Source organism: Streptomyces sp. DG2A-72, assembly GCF_030499575.1.
Classification (GTDB): domain Bacteria; phylum Actinomycetota; class Actinomycetes; order Streptomycetales; family Streptomycetaceae; genus Streptomyces.
Genome location: NZ_JASTLC010000001.1, coordinates 8390204 through 8408993, shown reverse-complemented (window position 1 = coordinate 8408993; position 18790 = coordinate 8390204). Strand labels below are relative to the sequence as shown.

17 protein-coding genes and 1 pseudogene are annotated in these 18790 nt (G+C 72.0%); 9 read left to right on the top strand and 9 right to left on the bottom strand.

Annotated elements, in window-relative coordinates; translation table 11 throughout:
• Window positions 1-17 precede the first annotated feature (17 nt).
• A complete protein-coding gene (locus QQY66_RS39940) occupies window positions 18-845 on the bottom strand; it encodes a GntR family transcriptional regulator (protein ID WP_301985271.1) in 828 nt (275 codons plus the stop codon).
• Window positions 846-1011: 166 nt separating this feature from the next.
• On the opposite strand from QQY66_RS39940, the gene QQY66_RS39935 reads away from it, so the two are divergent.
• Window positions 1012-1860 (top strand): (2Fe-2S)-binding protein, encoded by an 849-nt coding sequence (locus tag QQY66_RS39935; protein ID WP_301985270.1) that lies wholly within the window; start codon window positions 1012-1014, stop codon window positions 1858-1860.
• A 305-nt stretch (window positions 1861-2165) separates the two neighbouring features.
• Window positions 2166-3215 carry a DUF2637 domain-containing protein gene (locus QQY66_RS39930; RefSeq protein ID WP_301985269.1) on the top strand — a complete coding sequence of 350 codons (1050 nt, stop codon included), beginning with the start codon at window positions 2166-2168 and terminating at the stop codon, window positions 3213-3215.
• A gap of 57 nt (window positions 3216-3272) precedes the next feature.
• On the opposite strand, the gene QQY66_RS39925 is transcribed toward QQY66_RS39930, so the two are convergent.
• Both QQY66_RS39925 and QQY66_RS39920 read right to left on the bottom strand, forming a co-directional pair.
• A complete protein-coding gene (locus QQY66_RS39925; protein WP_301985268.1) occupies window positions 3273-3749 on the bottom strand; it encodes an ATP-binding protein in 477 nt (158 codons plus the stop codon).
• A 364-nt stretch (window positions 3750-4113) separates the two neighbouring features.
• Window positions 4114-4722, bottom strand: a complete 609-nt coding sequence (locus QQY66_RS39920) for a hypothetical protein (protein ID WP_301985267.1) — start codon at window positions 4720-4722, stop codon at window positions 4114-4116.
• A 204-nt stretch (window positions 4723-4926) separates the two neighbouring features.
• Here QQY66_RS39920 and QQY66_RS39915 point away from each other — a divergent pair, with 204 nt between their 5' ends.
• Entirely contained in the window at window positions 4927-6261 is a 1335-nt protein-coding gene (locus tag QQY66_RS39915) for a helix-turn-helix transcriptional regulator (RefSeq protein ID WP_301985266.1), read from the top strand.
• A 247-nt stretch (window positions 6262-6508) separates the two neighbouring features.
• A pseudogene (locus QQY66_RS50605) lies at window positions 6509-6850 on the top strand (SLATT domain-containing protein); the annotation flags it as partial.
• 38 nt (window positions 6851-6888) lie between these two features.
• Here the strand turns inward: QQY66_RS50605 and QQY66_RS39910 are convergent.
• Window positions 6889-7971, bottom strand: coding sequence for a PP2C family serine/threonine-protein phosphatase (locus QQY66_RS39910; RefSeq protein WP_367667030.1), 1083 nt, complete (start codon window positions 7969-7971; stop codon window positions 6889-6891).
• Here QQY66_RS39910 and QQY66_RS50600 point away from each other — a divergent pair.
• From QQY66_RS50600 to QQY66_RS39895, 4 genes are all read left to right on the top strand, one after another.
• On the top strand, window positions 7964-8395 hold the full coding sequence (locus QQY66_RS50600) for a hypothetical protein (protein WP_367667029.1): 432 nt from the start codon (window positions 7964-7966) through the stop codon (window positions 8393-8395). The genes QQY66_RS39910 and QQY66_RS50600 overlap by 8 nt on opposite strands.
• Window positions 8396-8839 carry a hypothetical protein gene (locus QQY66_RS39905; RefSeq protein ID WP_301987791.1) on the top strand — a complete coding sequence of 148 codons (444 nt, stop codon included), beginning with the start codon at window positions 8396-8398 and terminating at the stop codon, window positions 8837-8839.
• Window positions 8840-9257: 418 nt separating this feature from the next.
• Window positions 9258-9740 (top strand): DUF456 domain-containing protein, encoded by a 483-nt coding sequence (locus QQY66_RS39900; RefSeq protein WP_301985265.1) that lies wholly within the window; start codon window positions 9258-9260, stop codon window positions 9738-9740.
• 354 nt (window positions 9741-10094) lie between these two features.
• Window positions 10095-10466 (top strand): PPOX class F420-dependent oxidoreductase, encoded by a 372-nt coding sequence (locus tag QQY66_RS39895; protein ID WP_301985264.1) that lies wholly within the window; start codon window positions 10095-10097, stop codon window positions 10464-10466.
• A 64-nt stretch (window positions 10467-10530) separates the two neighbouring features.
• On the opposite strand, the gene QQY66_RS39890 is transcribed toward QQY66_RS39895, so the two are convergent.
• The 5 genes from QQY66_RS39890 to QQY66_RS39870 all read right to left on the bottom strand — a co-directional run bounded on the left by QQY66_RS39890 (window position 10531) and on the right by QQY66_RS39870 (window position 17343).
• Window positions 10531-11010: a methylated-DNA--[protein]-cysteine S-methyltransferase gene (locus QQY66_RS39890; RefSeq protein WP_301985263.1), complete on the bottom strand. Its 480-nt coding sequence runs from the start codon at window positions 11008-11010 to the stop codon at window positions 10531-10533.
• Window positions 11007-12383 (bottom strand): DNA-3-methyladenine glycosylase 2 family protein, encoded by a 1377-nt coding sequence (locus QQY66_RS39885; protein WP_301985262.1) that lies wholly within the window; start codon window positions 12381-12383, stop codon window positions 11007-11009. The genes QQY66_RS39890 and QQY66_RS39885 overlap by 4 nt, the downstream gene beginning before the upstream one ends.
• A 67-nt stretch (window positions 12384-12450) precedes the next feature.
• Complete coding sequence (rsgA, locus tag QQY66_RS39880) at window positions 12451-13542, bottom strand: ribosome small subunit-dependent GTPase A (protein WP_301985261.1); 1092 nt, start codon at window positions 13540-13542, stop codon at window positions 12451-12453.
• Between the two features lie 265 nt (window positions 13543-13807).
• A complete protein-coding gene (locus QQY66_RS39875; protein ID WP_301985259.1) occupies window positions 13808-15295 on the bottom strand; it encodes a cellulose binding domain-containing protein in 1488 nt (495 codons plus the stop codon).
• A 728-nt stretch (window positions 15296-16023) separates the two neighbouring features.
• Window positions 16024-17343: a radical SAM protein gene (locus QQY66_RS39870; protein ID WP_301985258.1), complete on the bottom strand. Its 1320-nt coding sequence runs from the start codon at window positions 17341-17343 to the stop codon at window positions 16024-16026.
• Between the two features lie 178 nt (window positions 17344-17521).
• On the opposite strand from QQY66_RS39870, the gene QQY66_RS39865 reads away from it, so the two are divergent.
• Window positions 17522-18766, top strand: a complete 1245-nt coding sequence (locus tag QQY66_RS39865; protein WP_301985257.1) for an FAD-binding protein — start codon at window positions 17522-17524, stop codon at window positions 18764-18766.
• Window positions 18767-18790 lie beyond the last annotated feature (24 nt).

Below are 18790 nucleotides of genomic sequence, written 5' to 3'. Positions count from 1 at the left end.
CGCCTGAGGGGGACCGCTCAGCTCGCCCCCGCGAAGTGCTCCCCCACCAGCGCCCGCACCCCGTCCAGGTCCCGCGAGATCAACGCGTCCAGCAGCGCCGTGTGCTCCGCCGCGTCCGCGAGCAGGTCCGCGCGCCCGCGTCCGGCAGGGCCGCCCATCAGGGGCCACTGGGCCCGGCGATGGAGGTCCTCGGCGAGGTGCACGAGCTGCTCGTTGCCGGACAGGGCGAGCAGCCCGCGGTGAAAGGCCCGGTCCGACTCGGCGTACGTCACCCGGCAGCCGGTGCCGGCCGCCCGTACCGTCGCCTCGGCGAGGGGACGCATGTCCGCCCAGCGCTCCACCGGCACCGTCCGCGCCAGCCGCAGCATCACCGGAACCTCGATCAGGGACCGGACCTCGGCCAGTTCGGCCAGCTCTCGGGCGCCGCGCTCGATGACGCGGAAGCCACGGTTCGGCACGACCTCGACGGCGCCTTCCAGGGCCAGTTGCTGCATCGCCTCCCGCACGGGCGTCGCCGAGACCCCGAAGCGGTCGCCGAGCGCGGGCGCCGAGTAGAGCTCGCCCGGGGTCAGTTCGCCCGAGACCAGGGCGGTGCGCAGGGCGTCGAGGATCTGCCCGCGCACGGAGGACCGCTGGACGGTGGGGCGGGGACGCGGAATCGGCGTCTCGCTGTGGGTGTGCTCGCCCCGGACGTCGCCGGCCCCCGGCCCGGGCGCGGCTGCCGCGTCCCGCTCCCGGTCCACGTCGGCCGCCCGCGGCTGGGGCGGCACCCGCATTCCGCCGGCCGGCATCCGCGCCCGCTCCGGATGCCCCGTCTCCGTGGAGCCCTGCGTGCCCTGCTTCACGGGGTCCTCCTCCGGCCTTGTCGGTACTTGGGGTCATTACGGCGGGTTGTTACTCGTCCGTCAAGCACCATAGGGCCAGAAGCAGCCGGTTCACATCTCAACGATGTTGGGTAAGGTAAGGCTTACCTCTAGCCAGCCCGCAGAGACACCAGATCGGCGGTCCCGTATGCCCGTGCCCCGCTCGGCCCTCGCGGACGCCTACACGCGTCTGGCCGAGGTCCTCCCGGGGCTGCCGATCACACAGCTCGGCGCCGGGGAGCAGGTCCCCCGGGACGGCGGCTGGATCGCCGCCGACGCGCTCGCGGAGGGTGGAGCCGGGCTGGATGCGTTCCTGGCCTGGGACGACGCACAGGTCCTGCGCGACTACGGGCAGCGAGCGCGACCGGATGTCGTCGCCGGCTTCGGCCTGCACCGGTACGCCTGGCCGGCCTGTCTGCTGATCACCGTGCCGTGGTTCCTGAGCCGCCGGGTGCCCCGCTTCCACGTGACGGACGTCTCGTACGACCGGACGGTCCCGGACCTGGACATCGGCCGCCTGGCCGTCCGCGCCCACAGCTTCGCCTGCCTGCCCGGCGATCCCGCCGCCACCCTGCCCGGCGCCCGTGTGGTCGCCGACGAGGAGACGCTGCGCGGCGAGGTACGGGAGGCCGTCGCCGAGCATCTGGAACCCGTGCTCGCGGGGTTCGGTCCGCGCATGCGGCGGCGCGGGCGGGCGCTGTGGGGCATGGCGACCGACGAGGTCGTCGAGGGGCTCTGGTACGTCGCCGAAGTGCTCGGCGAGCAGGAGCGGGCGAGGCGGGAGCTGGAGCTGCTGCTGCCGGGGGCGACCAAGCCGTATGTCGGCTCCGCCGCCTTCCGTGAACTGACCGGGCCGGACGGGGAGCCGCTGCCCACCCGGGACCGGGCGAGCTGCTGCATGTTCTACACGCTGGACCCCGAGGACGCCTGCGCCACCTGCCCGCGCACCTGCGACGCGGACCGCGTCGTCAAGCTCTTGGCCGACGCGGCCAGTTGAGGACCCCTCAGACAGCCCCACCCTCACACGTCCCGTAAGATCAACTGCGGACTCGGCAGCCCCACGGTTACAGGCGATTCACAATTTCCTCACTTGCCACGGGAACTTTCCGCCGAACCATCCGTACGGGTAGTCTTATTCGAACTCAACTCCCGCCCCTCACGCGGCAGTTCGAGCAGAACGCCGCCTTGGGCATCCCCTTGCACTTCCTTGGCGGCCTCTTGCCCCGAAACCCTCTGAGGGCCGGTGGAATTGGGCCACCATGGCGGGCGTTACACGCCCTATCCCAATGCAAGGGACCCCAGATGAGACTGACCGACATATCGCTGAACTGGCTGCTTCCGGGCGCCGTACTGCTCCTGGGCATGCTGGCGGCGGTAGCGGTGCTCGCGCGCGGCAAGCGCTCCTCGGGGAAGGATGCGAGCGCGGACGATTCGTGGGAGCGAGCCGAGGAGCGCCGCAGGCGCAAGGAGGCCATCTATGGCACCGCCTCCTACGTCCTGCTGTTCTGCTGTGCGGCGGTCGCCGCCGCCCTCTCCTTCCACGGCCTGGTCGGCTTCGGCCAGCAGAACCTGAACCTGTCCGGCGGCTGGGAGTACCTGGTCCCGTTCGGCCTCGACGGCGCGGCCATGTTCTGCTCAGTGCTCGCCGTGCGCGAGGCCAGCCACGGTGACGCGGCCCTCGGCTCCCGGATACTTGTATGGACGTTCGCCGGCGCCGCGGCCTGGTTCAACTGGGTGCACGCGCCCAGGGGTCTGGGCCACGACGGTGCCCCCCACTTCTTCGCCGGCATGTCACTGTCGGCGGCCGTCCTCTTCGACCGGGCGCTGAAGCAGACCCGCAAGGCCGCGCTGCGCGAGCAGGGTCTGGTGCCGCGTCCGCTGCCGCAGATCCGCATCGTCCGCTGGGTGCGGGCGCCCCGCGAGACCTACAAGGCCTGGTCGCTGATGCTCCTCGAGGGCGTACGCAGCCTGGACGAGGCCGTCGACGAGGTGCGCGAGGACAAGCGGCAGAAGGAAGCGGCCCGGCTGCGCCGGCGCGAGCAGGAGCGGGTCGAGCGGGCCCAGCTCAAGGCGATCAGCCGCGGTCACCGCGGCTTCGTCGGACGCGGCGGCCCCGGACGGCCCATGGAGGTGCCGGCCATGGAGCGCGGCACCGACCGAGTCACCGCGGAGCCTGCCATATCCACCCCGGAGCAGCTGCCGCCCGTGCGCTCACGGCCCTCCCTGCAGCCCGTCCGCCAGAGCTCTGACCCGATCACCGTGGACCTCACCGCGGAGGACGACACGATGGCGCTGCCGCGTCTCGACTCCCTGGAGCGCAAGCTCAAGGACCTGGAGCAGCAGTTCGGCTAGGAACGGACGCAGCCGACGTCAGGGGGTACGGCCCGGGGCCGTACCCCCTTTCGCCGGTCACGCGGCGTCCGGGTCGAGTTCGAACCACACCGCCTTCCCCACCCCGTGCGGCCGTACGCCCCAGGCGTCCGCGAGGGACTGCACCAGGACCAGGCCCCTGCCGTGCGTACCGTCGTCGGCGTTCGGTACGCACAGCCTGGGCCTGCGGGCGACGAAGTCCCGTACCTCCACCCGTAGTCCACGGGGTCCCACGACGGCCGTCAGGACCGCGTCGGTGTCCGTGTGGACGATGGCATTGGTGACGAGTTCGCTGGTGAGCAGCTCCGCTATCTCGGACCGCCCGGGCTTGCCCCAGTGCTGTAGCAGCTCGCGCAGTGCCCTGCGTGCCTCCGGCACCGCCTTGAGGTCCGCGCGTCCGAGTCTGCGCCGCAGTTGCGGCGGCTGCGCCGTGGCGCCGTCGGCCTCTTCCTCCACTGTCTGAGCCGAGAAGGCCCCGATCGCCGTGGGACCGCCCCCTCGTGCCTGCCTCTTCATGACCCCCGCCTGCGTGCCGATGTCGGTTCCCCTCCTGCCTCGAACACGTTCACGGGAATCCATGCCCGTTGGCTCACTCGACAGTCATGTGGAATCGTCAACGACCGGCTGTTCGGCCATGCGTACGACAGCCGCCGCGCTGTCGATGAACCCTGGTGAAGGCCGCCTCGGGGCAGGCCGGGTCGCCGTTCCTACGCCGCACGCCGTACGGGGACACGGGTGCAGGGGGTCGGCCCAACTGCCCCTGGCGCGCTGCCGATCCCGCCGTACGCGACGAAGCCGTGGGGCAGTCGGGTCCGACCGGTTCCCCCGGCTCGTGAAGCTGACCGGAAATCGCCGCTGTCGGGCCTTGTTCAGTGGAGGTTCAGTGGAGCTTGGCGACAGCCGTGGTGGTCGTCCTCTTGAAGGCGCTCACCGGCGCGTCGTCGAAGTCGCCGAGCTGCGACCACTCCACGACCGTGACGGTGCGTCCGTCCCGGCCGACCGAAAGGAGGTGGATGTCCGTCGCGCCCCAGGAGGCGGCGGTGTGCAGGCCGTGCACGCGGGCGCCCTCCTCGACGGGCAGGGTGCCGTAGTCCTTGTGCGTGGCCTCGATCTCCGGGTCCCGCTGCTCGATGCGGGCGGGGCAGGTCCGTATCTCCTTGTTGAGGCGGGTGGCGAGGGCCCGGGCCTTGGCGGGCGTGCCCGTGACGACGTTCAACTGGCGGGCGCTGGCGTCCACTTCGGTGTGGAAGGCACGGTAGCGGGAGTCGTAGCCCGGCAGCACGTCCTGGAGGCACTGCAGCAGTTCCTCCGGGACGCCGTCGGTGATGTCGCCCGCGGTCCAGGAGGAGGACGGGTGCGGCGGCAGGTCGGCGGCCGAGAGGAACCCCGTGCGGGGTGTCGCGCCGGCCGGTGCGGTGAGTACGGAACCGAGCGTGAGGCCCGTGAGGGCGAGTAGGGTGAGCGCGCCTGCGCGGGTCTGCTTGAGCATGGGTGTCCCCGTGGTGAGTGTGTGAATGACAGGAGCCGCCGCGACTCCGGGTGGTCGGCCCGGTCCTGGTCGGTGCGGCACCCAGAGCATCAGCGGTCACGGTGGGCGCACGCAAGCGCCGGCGACGGTGGAACCGTCCCAGCCCGTCCGACGTGCAGATACATGGGGTGCCTGGGATGGCGTCCCGGGAGGGGATACGGGGGAATGGTGCCGGAAGAGGATGACGTCGCCCGGTTCGCGGCGCTGCTGAGGCAGCTGAAGGACCGTACGGACCGCAGTTACGGTGCGCTGGCCCGCCGCCTGCACATGAACACCTCGACCTTGCACCGCTACTGCGCGGGCGAAGCGGTTCCTGTCGACTTCGCCCCCGTGGAACGCTTCGCCGCGCTGTGCGGGGCGTCCGCGGAGGAGCGGTTGGAGCTGCACCGGCTGTGGCTGGCGGCGGTGGCGGCGCGACAGCGGCCGGCGGGGAAGCCGGAGACGACGCAGGCGGCGGCCAGTGCTGCGGGAGCCGCGGCGGCCGGCGCTACGGAAGCCGCATCGGCCGCTGCTTCGGGTGCCGCCCCCGCTCCCCGCGCCACCCGCTGGTACCGCCGACGCCGCCTCACCGCCACCACGGCTGCCGTGGCCGCCGTGCTGCTGGCCACGCTGGGCACCCTGTCCGCGCTGCCGGACGGGAGTTCCTCGGTGGAGGCCGATGGGCGGCTCGCCGACCCCACCCCTACGACGACGTCCGGCGCACCGAAGAGCCCCTCGCCCACGTCGCCCAGCCCCTCCTCCTCCGGATCCGCCACACCGTCACCGTCGGTCAGTGGCAAGGCGGCCACGTCGGCGCCGCCCACCGGCGGCGGTGGCGCGGCCTCCGGCAACGGGCCGTCGGGCGGCGGATCCTCCGGCGGTGAGGAGACCCCGACCGGCACCGCCGCCGTGCCGCTCACCTGGACCGCCGACTCCCATGAGTGGGCGCTCGGCTGCGGTCACGACTACGTCATCGACAAGCCGCCGCAGCAGGTCCCTCCGCCGCCGGCACCGCAGGACGCCGCGAACTGGGCCAGGGCGCTGGGGGCGGTGCACGGGCGGGAGCAGTTGGTGGAGATCTCCGTGCAGGGGCGCTCCAGCACCGCCGTGGTGCTGGAGGCGCTCCGCGTCCGGGTGGTGGGCCGCGGCGAGCCGGTCGCCGGGAAGGCGTACTCGATGGACCAGGGCTGCGGCGGATCGCTGTCGCCGCGCTACTTCGCCGTCGACCTGGACATCAACCGGCCCATCGCCCGCCCGGTCGACGGCGGCGACGAGAACGGCCCGATCCCGGCGGTGCGCATGCCCTACCGGGTCTCCTCCGAGGACCCGGAGGTACTGCTGGTCACCGCCACGACGAAGACCTGCGACTGCCGCTGGTTCCTGGAGCTCGACTGGTCCTCGCAAGGGCGCTCAGGAACGGTCCGTATCGACGACCACGGCCGCCCGTTCCGCACCAGCAGCATCGAGGGCCTGTCCCGGTACTCGTACAACCAACTCCAGTGGACACCCTGGACCGACTGAGCAACGCCCTTACGGACGCGGGTCGGGCGGTACCCGCCTTTGTCCAGAACCCCCTGCGCCCTGTCATCATCCCTTCTCTGACGGGGACTTCACAGGGCACGGCGATATCCGCGGTCCGGGCTCAGCAGAGTGTGTGGTCTCAGGCTGCGGGGCGGCTCAAGCAGCAGGTGGTGCGACTGGACCCGGCTGCGCGCCGTCTCTGAGGCCCTCAAGACCGACGACGGACATCACGCCCGTCGAGCGTGCGATGCCCGAGGTCCGGGACGTGGAGTCGAACGTGGAGCAGCGGCTGCGCCGACGGCTGATGGGTTACTACCGGCCGCGTGCCGCGTACATGCGGCGCAAGGTCCGGCTGAACGAGCGGGTAGAGCTCGCGCTGGGCGGGCTCGGGGCGGTGATGGCGGCGATCGCCGCGGCGTGGGGTATGGAGCAGATCGCGGCGTGGGTGGCGGTCGCTGCGTCGATCGGCGTGGCGGTCGTCGCGCATGCGGTTGCGCAACGGTACGCGTACCAGCAGCTGGAGTTCACACGCACCGCGGAGGAGTTGGAACGGCCGCTGGAGCGGTGGTCGGCCGAGCCCGAGCCGGCGCCGGAGGCGGCCGACCGTGAGCCCCCGGCGCGACTGGGCTACGCCTCCCAGACCGCGGCGGCCGTACGGTCGTCGGCGTATCCCTTGACCCGGGTCTGGGTGTCGGCGAGGAATGCCGCCAGGCCGGGCGGGGTGGGGCCCGACCATCGGCCGGTCAGGTACTTGCACAGCTCCGGTTCGCCGCGCAGCGGTTCGGCCAGGCCGCCGGTGCACATCAGGAGCGTGTCACCCGGGCGGGCTACGGAGGCGCGGAAGCGGAAGGGTTCGCGGGGCGGCTCGGGCGCGGGCTCGTACGGGCTCGGGGGCGTCGGGATGCCCAGGTCCATGGTGAGCCGGTCACCCTCGGGCGTCTCGTGCGGGAGCGAGCCGAAGCCGACGACCGGTTCGCCCGCGATGTCGCCGACCGACGGCTCGATGTCGTGCCACTCGCCGTCCCTGAGCCGGAACAGTCCGCCCGCGCCGACGCCGAAGAACACACGGGTACGGCACTCGGGGTCGGCGGGCAGCAGCAGACAGCGCAGGGTGGCCGCGTACTCCTCCGGGTCGATGCCCTGCTCGGCCGCGCCGGCGCGGAGCTTGCCGAGGCTGCGGTCGGTGAGCCGGTGCAGCCCCGACTTCAGATCACCGCGCCGGGCGGCCCGGATGTCCTCGCTGAGCCGCGCATGACTGCGGCCCACGGCCCGCCCGATCCAGTGACAGGCCTCGGCCGCCGCCCGGTGCGCCCCCGGTGTCGCTCGTGCCCCGGTCGCCATCGCCACGAGGATCAGCGCCTGCTCGCCACTGCCGAACCGCGCGGTGAGCAACGAGTCGCGACGCGGCTCACCCCGGTACCGCGCGGAGTCCCCGCGCACCGAAACGGCCCGCAACGAACAGGCCCCGTAGTGGGCTCCGTCGAGCACGGTGTCGGCGACCAGGTCGTCGAGTTCGTCCGGGTCGGCGGGGGGCAGTGCGGTGGGTTCGGCGTCGTAGGTGGGGGGTCCGGAGCCGACGTAGTCGAGGTGTAGGGGTGGGGCGGCGGTGGGGAGCTCGATGCGGGAGGGGGTGGCAGGGCGGGCGGGCGACGACGCGGCGAGGGCTGGGGCGACGGGGTGCGGCGGTGCGGAGGAGGGCTCGGTGGCCAAGTGGGTGGGCGGAGGTGCGGAGGAGGGCTCGGCGGCCAAGTGGGTGGACGGAGACGCGGAAGGAGACTCGGCGTCCGAGCGGGTGGACGGAGACGCGGAAGGAGACTCGGCGTCCGAGCGGGTGGACGGAGACGCGGAAGGAGACTCGGCGTCCGAGCGGGTGGACGGAGACGCGGAAGGAGACTCGGCGTCCGAGCGGGTGGACGGAGGCGCGGAAGGAGACTCGGCGGCCGAGCAGGTGGGCAGAGGCGCGGAAGGAGACTCGGCTGCCTTGCGAGAGGGCGGTGGTGCGGAAGGGGCTTCGGTGCCGTGGCGGGGGGTGGGGCGGGCGGGTTCGGTGGCCGTGCTCGGTCGGGTGGGAGACGGGGGGCCGTTTTCCGTGCCGTTCGGAGTGGGCGGGGCGTCGGTGCCGGGGGCGTCCTGAGTGGGCGGCGGCCCGTCATCCGGTGTCCGTGACGTCGGAGTCGTCGTCGCCGGTGTCTCCGTCGAGGTGCGGGCGGCGCCGGTCGTCGAGGGTGGCTGGTCGGTGAAGCCGGGTGGCATGGGGCCGGGCGGGAAGCTCGCCGGGGATGGAGGTGCGGTGGGCGGGGGTTCCCAGGGGGCGCGGTGCCGTCCTGTGCCCTCAGTGGGTGCGGCCTCGGCACGCGGCGCGGGCACTCTGACCCCCGACGGGGCAGCCGGCGTCGGGGGACCCGATCCCGGCGGCGAGGCAGCGTGCCCGTCCTCCACCGCCGAAGTGCTCCCCTCCCCCTCCCCCACCGCCCCCGCCGCCGAAGCGAACCGGTCGTCCAGTGAGTCGGGCGCGGCCGTGGGGCCCGTGTCGTCGGTGGAGTCGTCGTACAGCTGCCCCCACCAGTCGTCCTCGTGACCGGTGGGACTTCCCCCCTGCTGGCTCATGCCCCCAATTGTCCACCGCACGGGCCGGATGAAAACGGGGCATCCGGAAATCCGCCGCCGGTCGTGATGCTCGGGAAGTCGCCGGGCGATCCCACCCCCCACGGGAGAACCGCCCGGCGACGCCGGAGTGACCCGGGCCCGCGATCCCCTGCACGCGCGGGCGCACGTCGTAGGCCCGGATCACGATCTGGGTGAACGAATTGCCGTTCGCATCCGTCATCCGCACCCTGAGTGTGACCTGTTTCTGTGTCGCCTCGCTGTGGTTCACCACCCCTTTCCAGCGCACGGAATTCAATCCTCCGGGAGTTCGTAGCGGGGAAGAGCAGCGGGAATGCCCGGATCACCAGGGGTGACCTGCGCTTTCTCTTCCACTCCGGCACTCTGGACAGATGGGAGTCCTGGACCTCCTGCTGGTCGGCGTGGTCATCCTGCTCGGCCTGTGCGGAGTGCTGGTGCCCGGGGTGCCGGGGTCGTGGCTCGTGTGGGCCGCGGTCATGTGGTGGGCGCTGAAGGATCCGCAGCCCGTCGCCTGGTGGGTGCTCGTGGGCGCCACCGTCGCGCTGCTCCTGTCCCAGGTGGTCCGCTGGACCCTGCCGCCCCGGCGTCTGCGCGCGAGCGGCGCCACGCCCAGGATGGGGGTGTACGCCGGTGCGGGGGCGTTCCTCGGCTTCCTCCTGATCCCCGTGCTGGGCGCCATCCCCGGCTTCATGGGCGGCATCTACCTGTACGAGCGCCTCCGGCTGGGCCGCCACGGTGAGGCGAGGGCGGCGTTGCGTACGGCGATGCGCAACGGGGGCTCCAGTGTGCTGGCGGAGCTGTTCACGTGTCTGGTGATCTTCGGGGCGTGGCTGGGGGCGGTGCTCTGGGGCTGATGCCCAGGATCTCCGCTTCTGTCGATTGATCGGATCTCTCCCTCCATATTGACGATCTGTCGCCCCATCCCTACGTTGCGCCCCTGGATAGCTCCGCTATCTGGGCAACGGCTTCCTCGGCTCGGGCATCTACGCCGAGCCGGGCGCCGAGACACGCACCGTCCGGCTCGCTGTTCGGGCTGGCCCGGCTGCCGATCTCGGGACGGACGTGGCCGCCCGCTGCGGTACACGGACGCCGGGGCGACCGGCCCGACCTCACCGTCACACCCGTACGGCCCAACGAGGACGCGCCCCGGTGGGGGCTGCCCGGCACGGAAGGCTGACCCGGTACGTACGACGTGCTTGTCTGCTGTCATGGCGGAATTCACCGAAGCCGAACACGCGTACCTGAAGACCCAGCGGCTGGGACGGCTGGCCACCGTCGACCCGCACGGCCAGCCGCAGGCCAACCCGGTCGGGATCTTCCCCCAGGACGACGGGACGATCCTGATCGGCGGCCGGGCGATGGGCGCCACCAAGAAGTGGCGCAACCTCCGGAAGAACCCGAAGGTCGCCCTCGTCGTCGACGACATGATCAGCGCCCGCCCCTGGCGGGTCCGCGGCGTCGACATCCGCGGCGAGGCCGAACTCCTCGTAGGCCCACACGACTTGGGCCCCCACTTCAGCGATGAGGTGATCCGCGTCCATCCACGGTGGATCCACAGCTGGGGACTGGAGGAGGCCTGACCTGGAGCGCCCCGAAGGGGCGCGGGGAACTGCGCGACCAGCCACGACGGCGCCGCAGAGGAGCTCAGAGCGCACCTTCCAGCCCAAGCAGCTCCACCTTCCGCTCCAGGCCCCCCGCATAACCCGTCAGAGAGCCATCCGCGCCGATCACGCGATGGCACGGACGCAGAACGAGCAGCGGATTCGCACCGATCGCGCCGCCGACCGCCCGCACGGCGGCCCGGGACGCCCCAATGCGCGCGGCGATCTCGCCGTACGTCGTCGTCGCGCCGTACGGCACGGAGTCGAGCGCGGACCACACCCGCTCCCGGAATGCGGTGCCCTCGGCGCGCAGCGGCAGCCGGAACTCCTTCAGATCGCCGGCGAAGTACGCGGCGAGCTGCTCCTGAGCCTCCCGGAAGGGCCCGGGGTCGGACCGCCAGCCGTCCTGGACGGTGCGGCCGCCCTTCTGGCCCGGCATGGAGAGGGAGGTGAGGGTGCCGTTGCGATCGGCGGTGAGGAGGAGAGGGCCGAGGGGACTGCCGAGGGTGGTGTAGTACGTCATCGTTGCTCCAACTCCCCTGCTGCACGCAGGTGTTGTAGTGCGTAGGAGCGCCAGGGGCGCCAGCTGTCGGGGACGTCCGTGCCGGGCACGGCCACGTCCGGGTCGCCGAGGGCGCGAGTGCGGATGATCGCCACGGTGCGGGCGTCCATCCCGGGCAGGGCGAGCAGCGCGTCCTGCGCGTCGTCCCGGTCGGCCCCCGGGTCCAGTCGTACGGAGCCGTCGGCGAGGTCGGCGGTGAGCGCGCCCAGGGGACCGTCCGGCTCGGCCTCCGCGAGGACCGCGGACTCGGGGAAGACGTGGGTGAGGCTGCCGCAGGGCGCGTCCAGGGCCTTGCCGTACCGGCGTACGAGCACCTCGGCCGCCGTACGCCCCACCAGCGCGCGTACCGCCAGCTCCTCCGGATCGGCGGTGCCCGGCGACCGCAGTCCGGGCCGGGCGGCGACCAGCGGGGCGAGCCGCGGATCGGCGCCGAGCCGCTCGTCCACGGCGTACGGATCGGCGTCCAGGTCGAACAGCCGCCGCAGCCGCTGCACGGCCGTCGTCAGATCGCGCAGGTCGGTGAGGTGCAGCCGCGCGTCCAGCCAGCCGCCGGCCCCGGGCTGCGGCCGTCCCGGCCGCTCCTCGACGGCGACGATTCCGGTGCCGTAGGGGAGGCGGAGGGTGCGGCGGTACGTCCGCCGCCCGCGCGGTCCGCCGATGTCCTCGACGCCGGGGACGGCCTCGTCCGCCAGCTGATCGAAGACGGCACCGGCCTGGTACGGGCCCCGATGCGCGAGGCGTAGCGGCACACCGGCCGCCGGGGTGGCCGTACGGCCCTTCGGCGCGGCGCCTCTCAGTCCGGTGGGCGTCGAGGCGTAGACCGCCTTGATGGTGTCGTTGAACTGCCGGACGCTGGCGAACCCGGATGCGAACGCGACCTCCGTGACCGGCAGCGAGGTGGTCTGCAGCAGGACGCGTGCGGTGTGCGAGCGCTGGGCGCGGGCCAGGGCGACCGGTCCGGCGCCCAGTTCCGCGGTGAGCTGCCGCTGGACCTGCCGCGCGCTGTATCCCAGCCGTGCGGCGAGCCCGGCGACACCCTCCCGGTCGACCACGCCGTCCCCGATCAGCCGCATGGCCCGGCCCACGACGTCCGCGCGCACGTTCCACTCGGCCGATCCCGGCACCGCGTCCGGCCGGCACCGCCGGCAGGCCCGGAAACCCGAGCCCTGCGCGGCGGCTGCGGTCGTGAAGAAGCGGACGTTGCGGCGCTTGGGGGTGACGGCGGGGCAGCTCGGGCGGCAGTAGATACCGGTCGTCTCGACGCCGAAGAAGAACTCGCCGTCGAACCGGGCGTCCCGGCTGCGCACCGCTTCGTACCTGGTGTCTTCGTCCATCACGTGTTCCAGTTTCCGCCAGGCGGGACGTCACGGCTGGCGGAAATCGGACATGGGGGTGGACGGTCTACTGCCAACGCCCCCGCTTGGCCTCCATCGCCGCTCGGCCCTGTGCCCCCTTCCGCTTCCAGTCCTTGCGGATCTCCGCCCTGAGCCGCGCATCGGTCTTGGCCACGATCCGCTGGTTCTCCCGCAGCAGCTTGCGGTAGCTCTCCAGCCGTCGTACCGGCAGCTCCCCGGAGTCGATCGCGGCCAGCACCGCGCACCCCGGCTCGGCCTCGTGGGCGCAGTCGTGGAACCGGCACCGCTCGGCCAGCTCCTCGATCTCGGAGAAGACCTGCCCGACACCGGTCTCGGCGTCCCAGAGCCCGACGCCCCGCAGCCCCGGCGTGTCGATCAGCACGCCGCCGCCGGGCATGAGCAGCAGGTTGCGGGTGGTCGTCGTGTGGCGGCCCTTGCCGTCGACGTCCCGGGTGGCCTGTACGTCCATGACGTCCTCGCCGAGCAGCGCGTTCGCGAGGGTCGACTTGCCCGCGCCGGACTGCCCGAGCAGCACGGACGTACCGCCGGAGACGACCGCGGCGAGGACGTCGAGCCCGGCGCCGTCGACGGCGCTGACCGGCAGCACCGGCACACCGGGCGCCGTGGTCTCCACGTCCTGGACGAGATGGGCGAGGGTGGCCGCCTCCGGGACCAGGTCGGCCTTGGTGAGCGCCACGACCGGCTGCGCGCCGGACTCCCAGGCCAGGGCCAGGAAGCGTTCGATGCGGCCGAGGTCGACCTCGACGGCAAGGGACACGGCGACGATCGCGTGGTCGACGTTGGCCGCGAGGATCTGCCCCTCGGACCGCTTGGAGGAGGTGGAGCGCACGAAGGCGGTACGGCGCGGCAGATACGTCCGTACATAGCGGGGGTTGCCCGCGGGTTCGACGACGGCCCAGTCGCCGGTGCACAGGACCCGCAGCGGATCGTTCGGGGTGACGAACGCGGTGTCGGCCCGCACGACCCCGTCGGCGGTGACCACGTCGCACTGTCCGCGGTCGACCCTCAGCACCCGTCCGGGCAGCAGCCCTTCGGACACGTAGGGGGTGAATTGGTCCGCCCATGCCTCGTCCCAGCCGTAGGGAGCGAGAGCGGAGAAAGCAGAGGTGGTAGTCAAGGGTGACCCTTCGAAGGGCGGCCCCGGCCCTGCGCGCGCTCAGGCGCGATGTGAGGAGAAGGAAGGTCAGCCGGTGGCCACGGAGGTGGAGTTGATGGACTTCTGGATGCGGGCAGCGCCCATCGCAGTGACAGCCATCGGTCAACACCTCCTGTTCTCGCTCACCGGACGACGGGGCGGCCGGCAGGCCGTCCCTCTCGATTCGCCGCAACTGTAGTCCCACCCTGCGGCGGTCCGTCAACGCATTTTCCGCCCGGCCCCGGCGTCAGGCCTTCGTGCAGTCGTGGCCGTTGAGGGTGAAGTCGTACCCCGGGGAGTTCTTGCCGCGCCAGGAGGAGAGGAAGCCGAAGGCGAGAGAGCCGTCGGCGGGGACGGTCTTGTTGTAGTCGGCGGCGGTGGCGGTGACGCGGGAGCCGTCCTGGGCGAAGCTCGCGTCCCACATCTGGCCGACCTGCTGGCCGTCCTTGAAGGACCAGGCGACCCGCCAGTTGTCCAGGGCCTCGGTGGTGGTGACAGTGACGGTGGCCTGGAAGCCGTCGGGCCACTGGTTGACCAGGTCGTACGCGACCTCGCAGGTGGCCGGATCGTCCGTCCCGGGGTCCGGGTCGCCGCCGCGGGCGGTGGAGGAGGTGGTGCCCTGGGGTTCCGGGTCGGACGCCTTGTCGTCGGAGGGGTCCGAGGGACCGGTCGCCGACGGCTCGGGCGAGACGGTCGCCGAGTCCGAGGGCCGCGCGCTGGTGGACGGTTCGGAGAAGCTGGGGACGGCCACCGGCTGGCGGTCGGAACCGTCGGTGGGTCCCGCGGCGCCGTCGTCGGTGGCGCCGCCGGGCATCATCGACACGCCCAGCGCCAGCAGGGAGACGATGACGGCGGCGACGAGGAGGCCGCCCCGCACGACGCGCGCCTTGTGCGCACCGAGGTTCGGGGGCGCCTCCGCGTCCGCGGGGTCCGGGCGCCCGGCACCCAGCCGTACCTCGGCGGCTCTGCGACGGCGCTCCAGATAGGCGAGGCCGCCCCAGCCGATCACACCGCCGGCGAGCGCGGCCGGCAACCCGCCGCCGTGCAGCCGCAGACAGGCGGCTGCCTCCGCGCACTCCACACACCGGGAGAGGTGCCGGGAGAGGTCGTCCGGGGTGTCGGCGAGCGGGGAGCGGGTGACCGCGTCGAGCAGCCGGGCGTAGCTGCGGCACTGCGCGGCCATCGGCGTGTCGAGATGGGCGCGGTGGCAGCGGTCCCGGAACAGGACCCGCACCTGCTCGAGTTCGTCGGAGACCGACGCCGGGTCGAGGCCGAGCCGACGGGCCACGACGGACATCGGCAGGGCCTCCACCTCGGCCAGCCACAGCAGCGCCGCGTCCGGTTCCTGCATGTCGCGCAGGCCGCGCAGCGCGAGCGGGCGCTGCAGCGGAGGTCCGGTATAGCGTTCGGCCTTGTCCGAGTTGAGCCACAGCCGCAGCTCCGGGTCGAGCTTGTGGCCCTGGCCGTCGGTCTCCCAAGCCGCCGCGGTGGTCCGAACGGCCGTCAGCAGCAAGGGAATCCGGGGCAGCCGGGCCGGGCGGCGGCCGGCGTTCCTGGACGTGCCGGTCTCACCGGCACGGGCCTCGCGTATACCGAGCGCGAAGGCCTCGGTGGCCAGCCGGGTGGCCGCGGCGGATCCGGCCGTGCACAGGTCGGCGTACGAGAGCACCGCGTCCCAGCACTCGGAGAACAGCGCGGCCTCGGCGGCGTCCTGAGGGGTCGGCAGGTCGGGCATGGGTCTCCTGCATCCACGAGCGAGGTCAACTCACTATATTGGCAACGGAGTTGGGGGAAACCTCGCGGCAGAGCACGAGCCTTTCACGTTCTCGACACAACTGACAAGCGCGCTATTCAAATCCAGTGACCGACGGGTACGCGGTCCGGGCTACCTCTCGCCCGGACCGCGCATCCCCCCGTCCTCCCGGATCAGCGGCGCGACTGCTCCACCGCCACGCCCCGTCCGCCGGCGTCGAGATACTCCGTCCTGTACTGCTCCACCCACTCTTCCTTCGTCACTACGAGAGTCATACGGAAGAAACGCCAAGAAGTATCGATCCCGGCCGACATTGATGTGGTTCCCGGTGCGTCCGCGGGCGCTCCTCGGTGAGGATGCGGGCCAGCGCTGTCCGGCCCGGGGGCATTCGGCGGTCACCGGGTTCGCCGGGCCCAGCAGGGCGCCGTGCCCCTGCGGCGACAAAAAGGGAGGGGCAGGCGTACGGCGAAGGTGCGTGCCGAGCAGCCGACGACCCGTGCCGCGGCGCCGCGGCAGTTCCTCGTCGTGCCCGCGAGACACTTTGTCGATACGTCGCCAGGCGACGCCGGGCGCAGTTCAGCACCCGCCCGTAGTACGTCGCGTAGAGCGTGCGGAGTCTTTCCTCAGGTGTTCCGTCGTCCGGCACGCCCGCCCCCCTTCCGTCCGCCGTCCGTTGAGACATCTCTCTATGTCCGGCGGCACGGCGGGAGTTACACCTCGACTGGCTCCTGCGCCGAAAGGCTGTCCATGAAGGAGCTGACGGAGAACACCGCGCGGCCGGGGCCGGGCGGGCCGTATCCGGGAGGCGAGGACAGGCCGAAGTCGTCCATGGTGGCGCGGTAGGCCTCCAGGAGCCGGATGTGGTACTCCAGCGGGGCACCCTGCGGGTTGGCCTTGCCGAGCGGGGTCGTCGGCTCGGGGCACCAGGTGGTGAACCGGGGCGTGATGCCGTGCGACATGAAGAAGCGCAGGCCCTCGGTGGTCGACGCGATCGCCTCGTCGACCGTCGTGAAGCCGAACGGCTCGGCCATCTCCACGCCCGCCACGAAGTTGGGGATCACATTGCGGGCGCCGAAGATCTCCGCCGAGTCGAGGATCCGCTTGTGCCACTCGTCACGGCCGACATAGCGCTCCTTGCCGGGGCAGTACAGCTCGAACAGGCGGCGGTCCCACACCTCGTAGTTGGGGTGGTAGATCTGCACGCCGTAGTCCTTGAACCGCTGTACGTCGTCACGCGGCAGCGCCTGCGCGACCACCTTGCCGATCCAGCGGCCCGGGAAGCGCTCCTCGATGGCCTTGGCGTAATGGCCGTAGAAATCGGCTTCATCGCGTCCCGCCACCGTCTTGGTGATCGCGCCGCCGGTGAGCGTGTAGGCGGTGGACGCCTTCGCGGTGTCGTAGCGGTCGATGATCTCCAGCGCCTCCAGGACCTCCTCCACGTCCTTGACGCCCGTGTACGGCCGGCCCGCCGCCTTGTGCTGGCGCCAGTTGTGGTTGATGTCGCAGTACTGGCACTCCTCCTTGGCGCCGAAGTACTGGCAGACCCGGAAGACGGTGAGATAGATCAGGTAGCCCCACTGGATGGTCGGGGCGACCTCCATCACGGACTTCCCGTTGGAGAGGGTGTGCCGGTAGTACTCCGGCATGGGCGGCACCCCTACGTCGGAGATCCGCTTCCCGTCGAGGTAGAGCCCGAGCATCCCGTCCTCGTCGGCGGCCACACGGTACGGCGACGACGGGTTCACCCGCACCGAGACCACGGTCCGCCGCAGGTCGTACGGCCCTCCGGTGAGGATGATCTCCTCCGGCGGGCGGCGCAGCGCCGCCTCGCCCAGCTCGGGCAGGGTGCCGTGGTCGAAGGAGAAGATGAAGTACGACTTCGGCTTGACCTCGCCGCCTTCGTTGTCACTGAGGGCCGACGGGTCGAAAGCAACCCCGCCCCGGAGCAGATCCTCTTTGAAGACGGCCTCCCGCGGCACATGCGGAAAGCGCTCCATCAGATCCTCGACCAGCGCGGTACGGCTGCCCATCCCGTGTCTCCTCCCGGCTCAGGCGTTCGACTCCTCACGGTATGCCCCCGGGCGAGCGGAGGTGGGGGCGGGGGGCCATGTGTTTCCGGCCAGGGTAGTTTCCACCAGGGGATTCCTGGTTTTCGCATTCCTGGTTCTGGCATTCCTGGTTCTCGTATTCCTCGGGAGGGGCGACCGCATGGCCGAAACCGTGACCAACTGGGCGGGCAACATCACGTACACCGCCAAGGAGCTGCACCGCCCGCACTCGCAGGCCGCGCTGCGCGCGCTCGTGACGGGCAGCGACCGCGTACGGGTGCTGGGCAGCGGGCACTCCTTCAACGAGATCGCCGAGCCGGGCGTCGAGGGGGCGCTGGTGTCGCTGGGCGGCCTGCCCGTCGAGGTCGATGTCGACTCGGCGGCGCGCACGGTGCGGGTCGGCGGCGGGGTCCGGTACTCCGACCTGGCCCGCCATGTGCACGAGCGGGGTTTCGCGCTGCCGAACATGGCATCCCTCCCGCACATCTCGGTGGCCGGTTCGGTGGCGACCGGCACCCACGGGTCGGGCATCCGCAACGGGTCGCTCGCCACACCGGTGCGCGAGGTGGAGATCGTCACGGCGGACGGGTCGACCGTCGTCATCGGGCGGGACGACGAACGGTTCGGCGGGGCGGTGACCTCGCTCGGCGCGCTCGGTGTCGTCACCGCGCTCACCCTCGACCTGGAGCCGTCCTACGACGTCGAGCAGCACGTGTTCACCGAACTGCCGCTGGCCGGGCTGGACTTCGACACGTTCGAGACGGTGATGGCGGCGGCGTACAGCGTGAGCCTCTTCACCGACTGGCGCGAGCCCGGCTTCCGGCAGGTGTGGCTGAAGCGGCGCACCGACGAGCCGCTGCCCGACTTCCCGTGGGCCGCGCCCGCCACCGAGAAGCTGCACCCCGTGCCGGGCATGCCCGCGGTGAACTGCACCGAGCAGTTCGGCGTGCCGGGGCCGTGGCACGAGCGACTGCCGCACTTCCGGGCCGAGTTCACGCCCAGCAGCGGCGCCGAGCTCCAGTCGGAGTACCTGCTGCCACGCCCGTACGCCCTCGACATGCTGCACGCGCTCGACGCGATCCGTACGCGGCTTGCTCCCGTCGTGCAGACCTGCGAGGTGCGGACGGTCGCCGCGGACACGCAGTGGCTGAGCCCGGCGTACGGGCGGGACACCGTGGCCGTGCACTTCACCTGGGTCGAGGACACGGACGCGGTGCTGCCGGTGGTGCGGCGGGTGGAGGAGGCGCTGGACGGGCTCGACGCCCGGCCGCACTGGGGGAAGGTGTTCACCGCAGCCCCGTTGGGCCGGTATCCGCGGCTCGGCGACTTCCGGGCGCTGGCTCAAGTACTCGACCCCAGCGGCAAATTCGCCAACGCCTTCGTGCGGGACATCCTGGCCGGCTGAACCGCGCGGGACTTTCTACACCCC

Coding starts and splice junctions, on each gene's coding strand:
- QQY66_RS39935 (WP_301985270.1), top strand. CDS start 1,012: ATGCCCGTGCCCCGCTCGGCCCTCGCGGACGCCTACACGCGTCTGGCC.
- QQY66_RS39930 (WP_301985269.1), top strand. CDS start 2,166: ATGAGACTGACCGACATATCGCTGAACTGGCTGCTTCCGGGCGCCGTA.
- QQY66_RS39925 (WP_301985268.1), bottom strand. CDS start 3,749: ATGAAGAGGCAGGCACGAGGGGGCGGTCCCACGGCGATCGGGGCCTTC.
- QQY66_RS39920 (WP_301985267.1), bottom strand. CDS start 4,722: ATGCTCAAGCAGACCCGCGCAGGCGCGCTCACCCTACTCGCCCTCACG.
- QQY66_RS39915 (WP_301985266.1), top strand. CDS start 4,927: ATGGTGCCGGAAGAGGATGACGTCGCCCGGTTCGCGGCGCTGCTGAGG.
- QQY66_RS39900 (WP_301985265.1), top strand. CDS start 9,258: ATGGGAGTCCTGGACCTCCTGCTGGTCGGCGTGGTCATCCTGCTCGGC.
- QQY66_RS39895 (WP_301985264.1), top strand. CDS start 10,095: ATGGCGGAATTCACCGAAGCCGAACACGCGTACCTGAAGACCCAGCGG.
- QQY66_RS39890 (WP_301985263.1), bottom strand. CDS start 11,010: ATGACGTACTACACCACCCTCGGCAGTCCCCTCGGCCCTCTCCTCCTC.
- QQY66_RS39885 (WP_301985262.1), bottom strand. CDS start 12,383: ATGGACGAAGACACCAGGTACGAAGCGGTGCGCAGCCGGGACGCCCGG.
- QQY66_RS39875 (WP_301985259.1), bottom strand. CDS start 15,295: ATGCCCGACCTGCCGACCCCTCAGGACGCCGCCGAGGCCGCGCTGTTC.
- QQY66_RS39870 (WP_301985258.1), bottom strand. CDS start 17,343: ATGGGCAGCCGTACCGCGCTGGTCGAGGATCTGATGGAGCGCTTTCCG.
- QQY66_RS39865 (WP_301985257.1), top strand. CDS start 17,522: ATGGCCGAAACCGTGACCAACTGGGCGGGCAACATCACGTACACCGCC.